At 72.6% G+C, this 11,971-nt stretch carries 11 protein-coding genes; 4 read left to right on the forward strand and 7 right to left on the reverse strand.

Going from position 1 to position 11,971, the window contains the following annotated elements:
* Position 1: 1 nt before the first annotated feature.
* Complete coding sequence (locus ACQEWB_RS27600) at positions 2-1,411, reverse strand: MFS transporter (protein ID WP_432835525.1); 1,410 nt, start codon at positions 1,409-1,411, stop codon at positions 2-4.
* A gap of 46 nt (positions 1,412-1,457) precedes the next feature.
* Entirely contained in the window at positions 1,458-2,264 is an 807-nt protein-coding gene (locus ACQEWB_RS27605; protein ID WP_432835527.1) for an AraC family transcriptional regulator, read from the reverse strand.
* 104 nt (positions 2,265-2,368) lie between these two features.
* On the opposite strand from ACQEWB_RS27605, the gene ACQEWB_RS27610 reads away from it, so the two are divergent.
* The 3 genes from ACQEWB_RS27610 to ACQEWB_RS27620 all read left to right on the forward strand — a co-directional run bounded on the left by ACQEWB_RS27610 (position 2,369) and on the right by ACQEWB_RS27620 (position 5,967).
* Positions 2,369-3,460, forward strand: coding sequence for an LLM class flavin-dependent oxidoreductase (locus ACQEWB_RS27610; RefSeq protein WP_432835529.1), 1,092 nt, complete (start codon positions 2,369-2,371; stop codon positions 3,458-3,460).
* A 356-nt stretch (positions 3,461-3,816) separates the two neighbouring features.
* Positions 3,817-4,533, forward strand: coding sequence for a response regulator transcription factor (locus ACQEWB_RS27615; RefSeq protein WP_432835531.1), 717 nt, complete (start codon positions 3,817-3,819; stop codon positions 4,531-4,533).
* Positions 4,534-5,967 (forward strand): HAMP domain-containing sensor histidine kinase, encoded by a 1,434-nt coding sequence (locus ACQEWB_RS27620; protein ID WP_432835533.1) that lies wholly within the window; start codon positions 4,534-4,536, stop codon positions 5,965-5,967.
* 64 nt (positions 5,968-6,031) lie between these two features.
* Here ACQEWB_RS27620 and ACQEWB_RS27625 read toward each other — a convergent pair whose 3' ends face one another.
* The 5 genes from ACQEWB_RS27625 to ACQEWB_RS27645 all read right to left on the reverse strand — a co-directional run bounded on the left by ACQEWB_RS27625 (position 6,032) and on the right by ACQEWB_RS27645 (position 11,454).
* Entirely contained in the window at positions 6,032-6,442 is a 411-nt protein-coding gene (locus ACQEWB_RS27625; RefSeq protein ID WP_432835535.1) for a hypothetical protein, read from the reverse strand.
* A 17-nt stretch (positions 6,443-6,459) separates the two neighbouring features.
* Positions 6,460-7,137 (reverse strand): hypothetical protein, encoded by a 678-nt coding sequence (locus ACQEWB_RS27630; protein WP_432835537.1) that lies wholly within the window; start codon positions 7,135-7,137, stop codon positions 6,460-6,462.
* A gap of 3 nt (positions 7,138-7,140) precedes the next feature.
* Positions 7,141-7,437, reverse strand: coding sequence for a YdhR family protein (locus ACQEWB_RS27635; protein WP_432835539.1), 297 nt, complete (start codon positions 7,435-7,437; stop codon positions 7,141-7,143).
* A 111-nt stretch (positions 7,438-7,548) separates the two neighbouring features.
* The gene (locus tag ACQEWB_RS27640; RefSeq protein ID WP_432835541.1) at positions 7,549-10,470 is read right to left on the reverse strand and encodes an ATP-binding protein; all 2,922 of its coding nucleotides are present in this window, start codon (positions 10,468-10,470) and stop codon (positions 7,549-7,551) included.
* Between the two features lie 102 nt (positions 10,471-10,572).
* Complete coding sequence (locus ACQEWB_RS27645; protein WP_432835543.1) at positions 10,573-11,454, reverse strand: PaaX family transcriptional regulator; 882 nt, start codon at positions 11,452-11,454, stop codon at positions 10,573-10,575.
* Positions 11,455-11,543: 89 nt separating this feature from the next.
* Between ACQEWB_RS27645 and ACQEWB_RS27650 the strand changes: the two genes are divergently transcribed.
* Positions 11,544-11,915, forward strand: coding sequence for a hypothetical protein (locus ACQEWB_RS27650; RefSeq protein WP_432835545.1), 372 nt, complete (start codon positions 11,544-11,546; stop codon positions 11,913-11,915).
* Positions 11,916-11,971: the final 56 nt, after the last annotated feature.

The raw sequence follows: 11,971 nt of genomic DNA on the forward strand, positions 1-11,971 counted from the left end.
CCTAGTGGTGACCCTGTTCCGGCGCCTTGCGCGGCAGCAGTCGTACGAGGGGCAGACAGGCGGTGATGGACGCGGCGACCGCGGCGAGGCTCGCCAGTAGGGCATGGGTCTCGCCGGCGTCGGCGGCCTTGAAGTACACGGTGGTCACGGCGGCTGCCCCGACCGCGTTGGCCAGTTGCTGCACGGCGTTGAGCGAGCCGCTCGCGCTGCCCGCCTCCTCGGGGGCGATGTCGCCGATGGTGACGTCGTAGACGGTGCCGAAGCAGGTGCCCATGCCGAGGCCGACGAGGAGCAGGGGCGGGACCAGGGTCCAGCCGTCGGAGTCGCGGAGGAGGGCGAGGCAGCCGCAGCCGGTGAGGATCAACAGGAGTCCGGCGACGACGAGCCGGCGTCCGTAGGTGTGGATCAGCCGGTAGCAGGCGACGGACGCGACGACGATTCCGGCGGACAGCGGGATCAGGGCGAGCGCGGTGCCGGCGGGGGAGCGGCCCAGGCCCCGCTGGAGGTGGAGCGAGACGACGTACAGCAGACCGGCGACCGCGGCGAAGGTCAGGACGCCGAGGATCAGGCCCGAGGTGAAGGCGCGGTTGTGGAGCAGGCTCGGGCGGATCAGGGGTTCGGCGGCGGTGCGCTGGCGGTGGCAGAACGCGGCGGACAGGGCGAGGCCGAGCAGGAGGAAGGTGAGCGGGCGGGCCGTCCAGCCTCCCGCCGAGCCGTCGATGAGACCGCCGAGCAGGCCGAGCATGGCGCCCGCGAGGAGGGCCGAGCCGGGGCCGTCGACCGAGACGGACGGGTCGCCGGAGTCGCGGGGGAGGAGGCGGGCGGCGGCGAGCAGGGCCGCGCCGCCCAGGAGCAGGTTGATGAGGAACATGGGGCGCCAGCCGAGGCCGGCCAGGTCGGCGTCGACCAGGAAGCCGGCGAGGATCGGACCGCCGACCGCGGACAGGCCCATCACGGGCCCGAACAGGCTGAACGCCTTGCCGATCTCCTCGCGTGGCCAGGTCGCGCCGAGGATCCCGAAGCCCTGCGGGATGAGCAGGGCCCCGAAGGCGCCCTGGACCAGCCGGGCGACGACCAGCATCGCCGGTGCCGTGGCCAGCCCGCACGCGACCGAGGCCACCACGAACCCGGCGAGTCCGGTCAGGAACAGCCGGCGGCGCCCGTACTTGTCGCCGAGCCGCCCGCCGGGCACCAGCAGTACGCCGAGCGCGAGGGCGTAGGAGGCGCCGAGCCACTGCACGAGGCTCGCGCCACCCCCGAGGTCCCTGGTGATCGTCGGGGCGGCGATGTTGGTGATCGTGGCGTCGAGGAGGTCGAGGACGTCGGCGGCGAGCACGACGGCGAGGACCGCCCAGCGGGCGCGGGCGGACAGGGCGGGTTCATCTCTTGCGTTACGAAGAATCTGCGTCACGCAGATAAATATCGGGAGCGAGCCGTCGGCCGTCAAGGGGATTTCGTCAGCCGGAGGTTCTGGCCGCGTAGGCGGTGGGTGGCACTCCGACCGTCGCCGTGAAGTCCCGTACCAGGTGGGCCTGGTCGGCATAGCCGAGGTCGGCCGCCAACGCAGCCCAGTCCACCTCGCGCTCCGTCTCCGCATGCTCCAGCGCCTCATGGATGCGGTAGCGCAGGATGACCCACTTGGGGCCGACGCCGACGTACCCGGCGAAGAGGCGCTGCAGGAGTCGTACTGACAGGCCCTCGGCGTGGGCGAAGTCGCCGACGCGGCGGATCGAGCGGTCGGTGCGGATGCGGTCGACCAGGGCCGTGGCGAGGTCGGCCTGCGGGTCGGGTTCCGGGGCGAGGCCGAGCAGGAAGGCGTCCAGGGCGGCGACCCGGGCGTCCTCGCCGTCGGGTCCGAGTACGGCTTCCGGATCGGCGTCCAGGGGGACCTCCGGGAAGCGGACCCGCTGCCCGGTCCAGTCGCTCACCGGGCGGCCGGGGGCGAAGGGGCGGAAGCCGCCGGGGCGGAACTGGATGCCGCACACCCGTCCCCGTCCCTCCAGTTTCTGCGTGAACAGTTCGAGCCCGATCCCCGCGACCTCGGCGAACGGCTCCTGCCCGGCGAACCGCTGGAAGACGATGTTGACCGAGGGGTGCGGGACCACGTGCGAGGCGTACGGCTGGGTGAGGTCCCAGTCGATCAGCCAGTAGTGCTCCAGGTACGGGCGCAGCGGCTCGGCGGGCTCGTGGCGGCGGAAGCGCACCTGCGCGAAGAGCTCCGCGGCGTCGACGATCCCTCGGGTGTCACGGCGTGGGGCGGCCATACCGGGATCGTAGGACGCGGCACTGACAGTCCGCGGAATAAGGCGGGGGCGGCTCCCGTTGGGCGGTATAGTTGAACGGTCAACAATATGGAGGGTGAGCGATCATGCAGTTCGGGATCTTCAGCGTCGGTGATGTCACGCCGGACCCGACGACCGGCCGTACGCCGACGGAGCGTGAGCGCATCAAGGCCATGGTCGCCATCGCGCTGAAGGCCGAGGAGGTCGGCCTGGACGTCTTCGCGACGGGCGAGCACCACAACCCGCCCTTCGTGCCGTCGTCGCCGACCACGATGCTCGGTTATGTCGCCGCCCAGACCGAGAGGCTGATCCTCTCCACCTCCACGACGCTGATCACCACCAACGACCCGGTGAAGATCGCCGAGGACTTCGCGATGCTCCAGCATCTCGCCGACGGCCGGGTGGACCTGATGATGGGGCGGGGCAACACCGGGCCGGTCTACCCCTGGTTCGGCCAGGACATCCGGCAGGGCATCAACCTCGCCATCGAGAACTACGCCCTGCTCCGCCGCCTGTGGCGCGAGGACGTCGTCGACTGGGAGGGCAAGTTCCGCACCCCGCTCCAGGGCTTCACCTCCACGCCCCGCCCCCTGGACGGCGTACCGCCCTTCGTCTGGCACGGCTCGATCCGCTCGCCGGAGATCGCCGAGCAGGCGGCGTACTACGGCGACGGTTTCTTCCACAACAACATCTTCTGGCCGGCCGACCACACCAAGCGGATGGTCGAGCTGTACCGGACGCGGTACGCGCACTACGGGCACGGGACGCCGGAACAGGCCATCGTGGGCCTGGGCGGTCAGGTCTTCATGCGGCGCAACTCGCAGGACGCGGTGCGGGAGTTCCGGCCGTACTTCGACGTGGCGCCGGTGTACGGCCACGGGCCCTCGCTGGAGGAGTTCACCGACCAGACCCCGCTGACCGTCGGCTCCCCGGAGCAGGTGATCGAGAAGACCCTCGCGTTCCGGGAGTACGCCGGTGACTACCAGCGCCAGCTGTTCCTGGTCGACCACGCCGGGCTGCCGCTGAAGACGGTCCTGGAACAGATCGACCTGCTGGGCGAGGAGGTCGTACCGGTGCTCCGCAAGGAGTTCGCGGCGGCCCGCCCGGCGGACGTGCCGGAGGCACCGACCCACGCGTCGCTGCTGGCCGCCGCGCAGAAGAAGGAGACCGTGGCATAAGACTCGTGGGGGCTGGTCGCGCAGTTCCCCGCGCCCCTGGGGGTTGCCCGGGCCGGCGCAGTCCAGGGGGCTGCCGTTTCGGCTGACGTAGGCGCTGATCGTCGGCACCGCTGTCCTCCCGGCGTCGCAGCGGGCTGTTCAAGTCCTTCTTCGACGTGCTGGACAAGGACCGACGGGCGTGTACGCGGCCTCGGAGGACTGGGCCGTCCGGCGTTCGAGGACAGCCTCACCGACGGTGAGAAGACGGTAGACGTCGGTGCCCGGTTGCCCGTGTGACGGTGAGAGCCCGGTAAAAAGGGTGATCGTCGGTTCGCTCACCACGGCCGAACCGCCGGAGGCCTTGGCAGTATGGATCCGTGCCCCAAACTGTGCTGCTCGCCGAAGACGACCGCGCCATCCGCCACGCCCTGGAACGGGCCCTGACCCTGGAGGGCTACCAGGTCACCGCGGTCACCGACGGCGTCGAGGCGCTGGCGCAGGCCCACAAGACCCCGCCCGACGTGCTCCTTCTCGACGTGATGATGCCCGGCATCGACGGCCTCCAGGTCTGCCGGGTGCTGCGCGCCGAGGGCGACCGCACCCCGATCCTCATGCTCACCGCCCTCGTGGAGACCGCCGACCGCATCGCGGGCCTGGACGCCGGCGCCGACGACTACGTGGTCAAGCCCTTCGACGTCGAGGAGGTCTTCGCGCGGCTGCGTGCGCTGCTGCGCCGTACCAACCCGGAGACCGGCGCCGTGATCGACGTACCGAAAGAAGCACCGCCGAGCTCCGGCCAGATCGAGGCGGCCGGCCTGCGGATGGACGTACAGGCGCGCCGGGCCTGGCGCGGCGGGCGCGAGCTGGAGCTGACCCGCACCGAGTTCGAGCTGCTGGAGCTGCTGGTGCGCAACGCCGGCATCGTGCTCGACCACTCCACCATCTACGACCGCATCTGGGGCTACGACTTCGGCCCCGGCTCCAAGAACCTCGCGGTGTACGTCGGCTACCTCCGCCGCAAGCTCGAGGAGCCCGGCGCCCCCGCCCTGATCCACACGGTCCGCGGCGTGGGTTACGTGCTGCGGGAGGACTGAGTGGGGCGGCTCAGACGGCTGCTCGCCAGACGCCGGCCCGGGCTGGTGTCGCTGCGTACCACCTTCGCCGTGTCGTTCGCGGCGGTCACGGCCGCCGTGACCGTGCTGGTCGGTGTGCTGTCCTACAGCGCGGCCGCGCGGCTGGTGCGGGTGGACCAGGAGTCGGTGTTCGACCAGGTCGTGCAGGATCTGCGGGACGAGGTGCGGCAGCAGGGCAAGATGACGCCCGACGACTTCTCCTCGTCCGCGCCGGGGCACGACATCGTGCGGCCCGCCCGGACCGACGTGCAGGTGCTGGGGCCGGACGGCAAGGTGGTCGACAGCGGCAGTCCCGCGCTGCCCGTCGCCTCCGCCGACCGGGCCATCGCCGCCGACCGCACCGCCGGGAAGATGGTCGAGCACAAGGACGTCGACGTCGGCGCGGACGTGTACCGCGTCGCCACCGTCTCGCTCGGCGACGGCCGGGGTGCCGTCCAGGTCGCGCAGGAGTTCAGCGACACCGAGGACCTGCTGCGGGCGCTCCAGCAGCGCACGCTGATCCTGATGGCCGCGGTCGTCACGGCCGCCGGTCTGTTCGGCTGGTGGCTGGCCCGGCGCATCACCCGCCGCCTGATCATCCTCACCTCGGCCGCCGAGGACGTCGCCCGTACCCGCCGGCTCGGCATCGAAGTCCCCGTGACCGGTTACGACGAGGTGGGCCGCCTCGGCCGCGCCTTCGACCGCATGCTCGGCCGGCTCGCCCAGTCCGAGGAGGACCAGCGCCGCCTGGTCCAGGACGCCGGCCACGAACTCCGTACGCCGCTCACCTCGCTCCGTACCAACATCTCCCTCCTCCGCCGTATCGACGAACTCCCGCCCGCCACCCGCGACGACCTGGTCGCCGACCTCTCCCAGGAGGCCCGCGAACTGACCGACCTGGTCAACGAGTTGGTGGACCTCGCGGCCGGTCAGTCCGACACCGAGCCGCCGCAGCGGGTGGACCTCGCCGACATCGCCGAGGACGTGGCCGGGCTCGCCCGGCGCCGCACCGGACGCGAGGTCACGGTCCGCGCGAGCGGCGACACGTCCACCGACGGGCGCCCCGGCATGCTCCAGCGCGCGCTCTCCAACCTCGTCGAGAACGCGGCGAAGTTCGACCGCGACGGCACCGGCCCGATCGAGATCGCCGTCTCCGGCCCCGCCCGGCCCGGCACGGTCCGCGTCGAGGTCCTCGACCGCGGTCCCGGCATCGCCGACTGCGACCTGATCCGCGTCTTCGACCGCTTCTACCGCGCCGCCGACGCCCGCTCCCTGCCCGGCTCCGGGCTGGGGCTGTCGATCGTGCGGGAGGTGGCCATGGCCCACGGCGGAGCCCCGTTCGCGTCCCAGCGGGACGGGGGCGGGGCGGTCATCGGGTTCACGGTGGGCGGGGTGGCGGTGGAGCGGGGCGCGTGACCTGGTACGTGGACCGACCCCGCCCCGTGAGCGGGAACCCGGGGCGGGGCCGGTCGGGGTGCCGTCAGGCCCGGGTCCCCCGATCCGGGGCCTGAGCGGCGGTGGCCAGCAGCCCGAAGGCCGCCAGCGTCAGGCAGACGAAGACCGCCACGGCGATCTCGGCCCAGCGTGGGGCGCCGTCGTCGAAGTAGACGCCGAAGCCGAGGGCCGCCGACACGAAGCGGGAGCCCAGCACCGACAGCAGGCCCGGGGCGCGGCCGCGCAGGGCCGGGAGGGTCGCGGCCAGCGTGATGATCCCCAGGGCCGTGCCCAGGAGGACCACGAAGGCCGGCGGCGCGTCGTCCGCGCCGATCCCGGCCGTGCCGGCGACGTCGACCAGGCCGAGCAGGGCGCAGATGCCCAGCGCGAGGGTGCGGGCGAGCGGGGTCCTGGTGACGGCCTCGCCCAGGGTGGTGGTCGTGGTCGTGGTGGTCATGGGGTGCCTCCCGGTGGTCAGACGTGGGTGGTCGTCGGTGTGCCGGTGGTGCGGGCGGGTTCTCGTACGGCCGCACGCCGCGGTACGAGGGCCAGGGCCCCGGTCACCGCCAGCGCGACGAACTGCGGGGCCGGCGCCTCCGAGCCGAACGCCGCGAACTGGGCGAGCAGCAGCGCTCCGCCCGCGGCCAGCACCCAGCCGGTCCACCGGCGCAGCACCCGGGTGCGGACCACCGCACCGCCGTAGACGAGGAGCGCGGTCGAGGTCAGCAGGCCGTACGAACCGGCGAAGAGGCTCGCGCTCCAGCTGTTCAGCGGCCAGTACCAGCCGGGGACGTGCGGGCCGGCGTCGCGGGCCGCCCAGGTGGTGACCGACAGGTCGAAGGAGTAGCTGACCAGCAGCAGGGCCGAGCCCGTGGTGAAGAGGGCCAGGGCGCAGCGGGCCGCGGTGGTGTCGAGCAGGCGGGTCAGCGCGGCCGTCGCGGCGATGCTCACCGCCGTACCGGCCATCAGCAGCCACATGCCGGTCTGCCAGGCGCCGAGCCGGTCCGGCAGCAGCGCGAGGGCGTGCCGCGGCGAGGCGGTGAAGAGGTCCCACAGGCGCGGGTCGACCACGCCGGCGATCGGGAGCAGACCGGCGAGGAGAAGGAGGGCGCCGGTGGCGCGCACGGCGCCTTTCTCTGGTCCGGTGCGCATCGCTCACACCCCCCGGGCGTCGGCGACGACCTCGACCAGCGCGAAGAAGTCCGCCGTGACCCCTGTCATCGCGGCCTCCCGCGACCGGCTCTCGACGAGCTTCTTGAACGCCCCGGCGGACTTCTCGTCGTCGAAGACGATCGCGGTGTGCGACTTGCCCGTCTCCGCGTCCCGCATCCAGTACCCGGTCACGAACCCGGGCTGCTCCCGGGTCAGCGGCACGATCCGCTCGTGCAGGGTGCGCTGCTGCTCCTCGTGCCGGCTCTCGTCCATGCTCCAGACACCAACGACCGCGTACATGACGCTCGCCTCCTGCCGGGGGTCGGTTCCCGGGGTCGGTTCCTTTCCCCTGGTCACGACGTTAGGAGGCGCCCGGCGGCCGGCCATCCGGGAAACCACTCACGGCACCACTCAGCTCCGGCGTGCGTACCAGGCGGCGATCCGGGCCCGGGAGTCGAAGCCGAGCTTGGTGAGGATGTGGGTGACGTGGTTCTCGGCGGTCCGCTCGGACAGCCGCAGCCGGGTGGCGATCTGCCGGTTGCTGAGCCCCTCGGCGACCAGCCCGGCGACCTCCTCCTCCCGGGCGGTCAGTACGCCCTTGGGTTTCGCGGCGGTGTCCCGGAGCTCGGCGATCCACTTCCCCAGGGGGCCGAGCCCGATCCGACGCGCGACGGCCCAGGCGGCGGCGAGGTGTTCGGCCGCGGGTGCGCCGTCCGCCGGGCGGCCGCGGGCGAGGAGCATACGGGCCGTCTCCAGCCGTGCGTATGCCTCGTACGACGGCGATCCCGTCGCCCGGCAGGAGGCCAGCGCGGCATGCAGATGCCGCTCGGCGGCCGGCCAGTCCGCCAGGAGGGTCGCGAGCATCCCCAGATAGAGGGTGACCGGTCCGTTCGACGGGTTGTGCGCGCCGGCGGTGACATGCCGGTCGGCGTACGGGAGGAGGTCGTCGTAGAGGAGTACGGCGGACTCGCGGTCGCCGAACACCACGGCGAGGTGGGCGTTGGTGGTCCCGGCGACGATCCACTCCGGGAGGCTGCTGGGCACGTCCCGCAGATACGGGGTGATCGCGCCCCAGATCTCGGCGGCCTCCGCCGTCCGCCCGGCGCCGACCAGCAGTTCGGCCAGCCACCCCATCGCGATGAACGGGCCCCCGGCGATGAACTCCCGTACCCCGCGCTCGACTTCCTCGAACCCCTCCCCGGTCTGGAGTGCCAGATGGGACCGGAGGACGAGGTCCAGGAACTCGGCGCCCTCGTGTCCGCCGCGCCGGCCGATCTCCAGTGCGCGGTCGGCGAGTTCGCGGGCGGCCTCGTGGCGGCCCTCGTACAGCGCGAGGCAGGCCCTGATCCGCAGTAGGCGCCACTGCCAGAGGGGCTCCTTCATACGGGTGACGAGCTCGGCGAACGGGGCGAGTTCGGCGTCGAGTTGGAGGCGGCGGCCCAGTTCCCAGAAGGCGTCCAGGCGCCAGACGTGGCCCCAGGCGGCGGGTTCGGAGCGGCCGGTCTCGCGGGCCAGGCGCAGGGCGCGTTCGCCGAGGGAGAGGCGTTGCAGGACGTAACGGCCGTCCACGAGTGTCGTGGTGCGGGCCTGTAGGGCGAGGAAGAGCGCGTCCGGGTCACCGCAGGCCTCGGCGGCGGCGAGGGCGCGGCGGCTGGCCTCCAGGTTCACCTCGTCGCCGGCGAACGGGTCGGTGGTGACGGCGAGTTGGGCGAGGACGCGGGCCTCCCGGACGGGGTCCTCGGCGGGGGCGTTGTGGAGCAGCTCCAGGGCCGTCTCGCTGAGGGCGTGGAGTTCGGTGGTGAGGGGGGAGTTGGTGATGCCGCGGACGACGGTGACGGCGTCGGCGACGGTCTCGGCGTCGCCGGCCGCGGCTGCCTCGCGGCAGGCTTGCCAGGCCTCCTCCACGGCGCCGGAACGGAAGGCCGAGCGGGCGAGGTCGAGGAGGAGGCGGGGTCGCTGCCGTTCTCCGTCGGGTACGAGGGGGAGGAGCTTGAGGGCCTCGCGGTACTGGAAGGCGGCGTGTTCGTAGGCGAGTTGGCCGTGGGCGCGGTGGGCTGCGGCGCGGGTGGCGGTGAGGGCCTCGGCGGCGGCGGTGCGGGGGGCTGCCTGGCGGAGATGGTGGGCGAGGGCGTCGACGGGGCCGCCGGTGTGGGTGAGGGCGCGGGCGGCGTTGGCGTGCAGGGTCTGGCGTTCGGTGGTGGGGAGCTCGGCGTAGAGGGCCTCCTGGGTGAGGGCGTGGGAGAAGCGGAGGGTGTGGGGGGTGGGGGTGGTGGTGACGAGGTCTGCGGAGCGGGCCTCGTCGAGGTGAGCCAACACCTCGGCTTCGCCATGGGCGATCGTTTTCCCACCCGCACCACCCATGACACTTTCGTGGTCGGGTGCGGGTGGCCCTTGTGGGGCGGATTCGCCGTCGGCGGCTGCGGGTTCGTTCAGCCTGGCTTCGGCGGTCGTCGTCGCCGCCGTCGCCGTCAGTAGTTGGACCGTGAACTCCCGGCCCAGTACGGACGCCCGGCGCAGTGTCCGTCGGCAGTCCGGGGTCAGGCGGTCGAGGCGGTTGCCCACTGCTTCTCTCACCGTGCGGGGGAGGGGGAGGTGGCCGTTCAGGAGGTCGTGGGGGTCGTGGGATTCCAGGAGGCGGACCATTTCCTGGACGAACAGGGGGTTTCCCTCGCAGCGCTCCTGGACGACCTTCAGGAGGCGGGGGTCGGGGGTGTGGCCGAGGGTGTGTTCGGCGAGTTCGGTGACCTCGGGCGGGGCGAGGGCGCCGAGGGTGAGGGAGCTCGCCGTGCGTTCGCGGGCGGCGGCGCGCAGGACGGTGCCGGCCTCGCCGTATGCGAAGGCCTCGCGGCCGCGGTACAGCCCCGCGAGCAGTACCGGGTCGTCCGCGACGGCCGACGCGGTCCACTGGAGGAGCCGTAGGGATGCTTCGTCGGCCCAGTGGAGGTCGTCGACCACGACCAGCAGGCCCTGTTCGGCGGCCGCGGCGCGGAGTTGCTCGACGGCGTCGTCGAAGACCTGGAAGCGGTTCTCGGGTGCGGCGGCGGGTTCCGCGAGCGTGCCCGCGGAACGGCCGACGCCGCGCAGGATCTGCACCCAGGGCCAGTACGGTGCCGTACCGCCGCCCTCCAGACAGGCGCCCCAGGCCACCCGCATCCCCGCCCGCCGGGCCCGGCGCCCCAACGCATGCGCCAACGCGGTCTTCCCGGCCCCGGCCTCCCCTTCCACGAGCACCAGCCCGCCCCCACCGGCCCGCGCCGCCCCCAGCCGCCGCTCCAACACGGCAAGCTCCCGCCCACGCCCGACGAACTCGCCGCCGAGGATGTCGTCCGTCACGCTTCCAGCGTATGGGCGGGCGGCCTGAGCTGGAGGTTTTCCGGGGACTGGAGGGGGCGCACGGGGGCGTGACGGCGGGGCGTGAGGGGGCACGGGCCGATATCAGCCCTGGCGGACGTCCTGGCCCAGTCTCGCCGTGTCCAGAAGCTCTCGGGCCAACCGGGCCGCCGGTTCCGCTGTCTGTCGGGCGACTCGGTGGAAGGTTTCCTGGGCCGTGCGGGCCGGCCAGGCCGGGGGGAGGTGGCGGGCCGGGAGGCGGGGGTCCGTGCGGATCGTGCCGAGCCACTCGCTGACCAGGAGCAGCCGGGTGCCGATCGGGTCGTCGCCGGAGTCCGCGCCGAGGTGGGCGGTCCAGCGCTTGTCGAAAGTGACGTAACGCGCGGCGATGCTCTCCAGGTCCCAGGTGTCGCGGATCATCAACTCGATGTCCGTGGCCTGGTCGGCCCGCGCGTGGAAGATCTTGACGTGGGCGGCGAGGCCCAGTTCCGCGACGATGGACGAGACGTCGACATGGCCGGGGGCGATCCACAGGCCGCTGTACAGCGCCCCGAACCCGGACCAGCTCAGCTGCGAACGCAGGTCGTGGCGCTGGCGCTTCCAGGAGTCGGGGAGGGAGAAGCCGAGGAGGGTCCAGGAACCGTCCCAGTCGTCGTTGACCGCGCCCTGCCGCCAGACGCGGTTGCGGCCGTCGTGCAGCACGGCCGTGGCCTGCGGGGTGAGGCCGAAGTACATCCGGCGGCCCACGCGCTTGCGCTGCAGCAGCCCGCGGTTGACCATCCGGGTCAGCGTGGACCGCACGGCCTGCTCACCGACACCGACCCGGCCGAGCACCTCGATGATGCTGCCCGAGTACACGCACAGGTCGCCCTCCTCCAGCACGTGGTTGCCGAAGAAGGCGAGCATGAGCGACTGCGGCCGCGGCTGCGAACCGCCGTCCGCCCCGTCGTCGCCGCCCGAGGAGCCCAGGATGTCGTCGTCCGCCACGGGGGCAAGCGTACGACCGCTGCCGCGGCATGACGCGTGAGACCATCGAGACGAGGCGAAGCCGGGCGGAGGGGAACGGGGGAGCGAAGGTGAGAGTCCGTTACCTGGGCGCCCCGGACATGCCGCCCCACCCGCTCGACGGCAGGTACCACTTCACCCCGGGACAGGAATACGTCGTACTCGAACTCCACGTCCGGAGCGACGGCTCTTCCTCCCTGCGCATCGAGCACTCGCCGCGCGACCTCGCGGGCTTGTACAGCGGGAAGTACTTCGAGCAGGTGTCGGACGTCATTCCGTCCCAGTGGAGCGTGGAGATCTGTCCGCGGGGCGGACTGAGCATGGGACCCAAGGAGTGGATAGCCGGAGACTTCTGGGAGCGCATGATGGAACGCGACCCGGAGGCGGAAGCCGCCTTCGAGGTCGCGCGCGAGTCCATCATGGCCGAGGATCCGGTCACCTGATGCCATCAGATGGCTCGTCCAGGTCGATGTGAAGCGTGCGGTGCTGGTAGCGGCCG

Origin of the sequence: Streptomyces sp. CA-249302, from assembly GCF_050936785.1 — a bacterium.
Taxonomy (GTDB): domain Bacteria; phylum Actinomycetota; class Actinomycetes; order Streptomycetales; family Streptomycetaceae; genus Streptomyces.

Excerpts from the sequence above, each read along its gene's own strand:
- ACQEWB_RS27635 (WP_432835539.1), bottom strand. The coding sequence starts at position 7,437 with ATGTACGCGGTCGTTGGTGTCTGGAGCATGGACGAGAGCCGGCACGAG.
- ACQEWB_RS27605 (WP_432835527.1), bottom strand. The coding sequence starts at position 2,264 with ATGGCCGCCCCACGCCGTGACACCCGAGGGATCGTCGACGCCGCGGAG.
- ACQEWB_RS27610 (WP_432835529.1), top strand. The coding sequence starts at position 2,369 with ATGCAGTTCGGGATCTTCAGCGTCGGTGATGTCACGCCGGACCCGACG.
- ACQEWB_RS27625 (WP_432835535.1), bottom strand. The coding sequence starts at position 6,442 with ATGACCACCACGACCACGACCACCACCCTGGGCGAGGCCGTCACCAGG.
- ACQEWB_RS27630 (WP_432835537.1), bottom strand. The coding sequence starts at position 7,137 with ATGCGCACCGGACCAGAGAAAGGCGCCGTGCGCGCCACCGGCGCCCTC.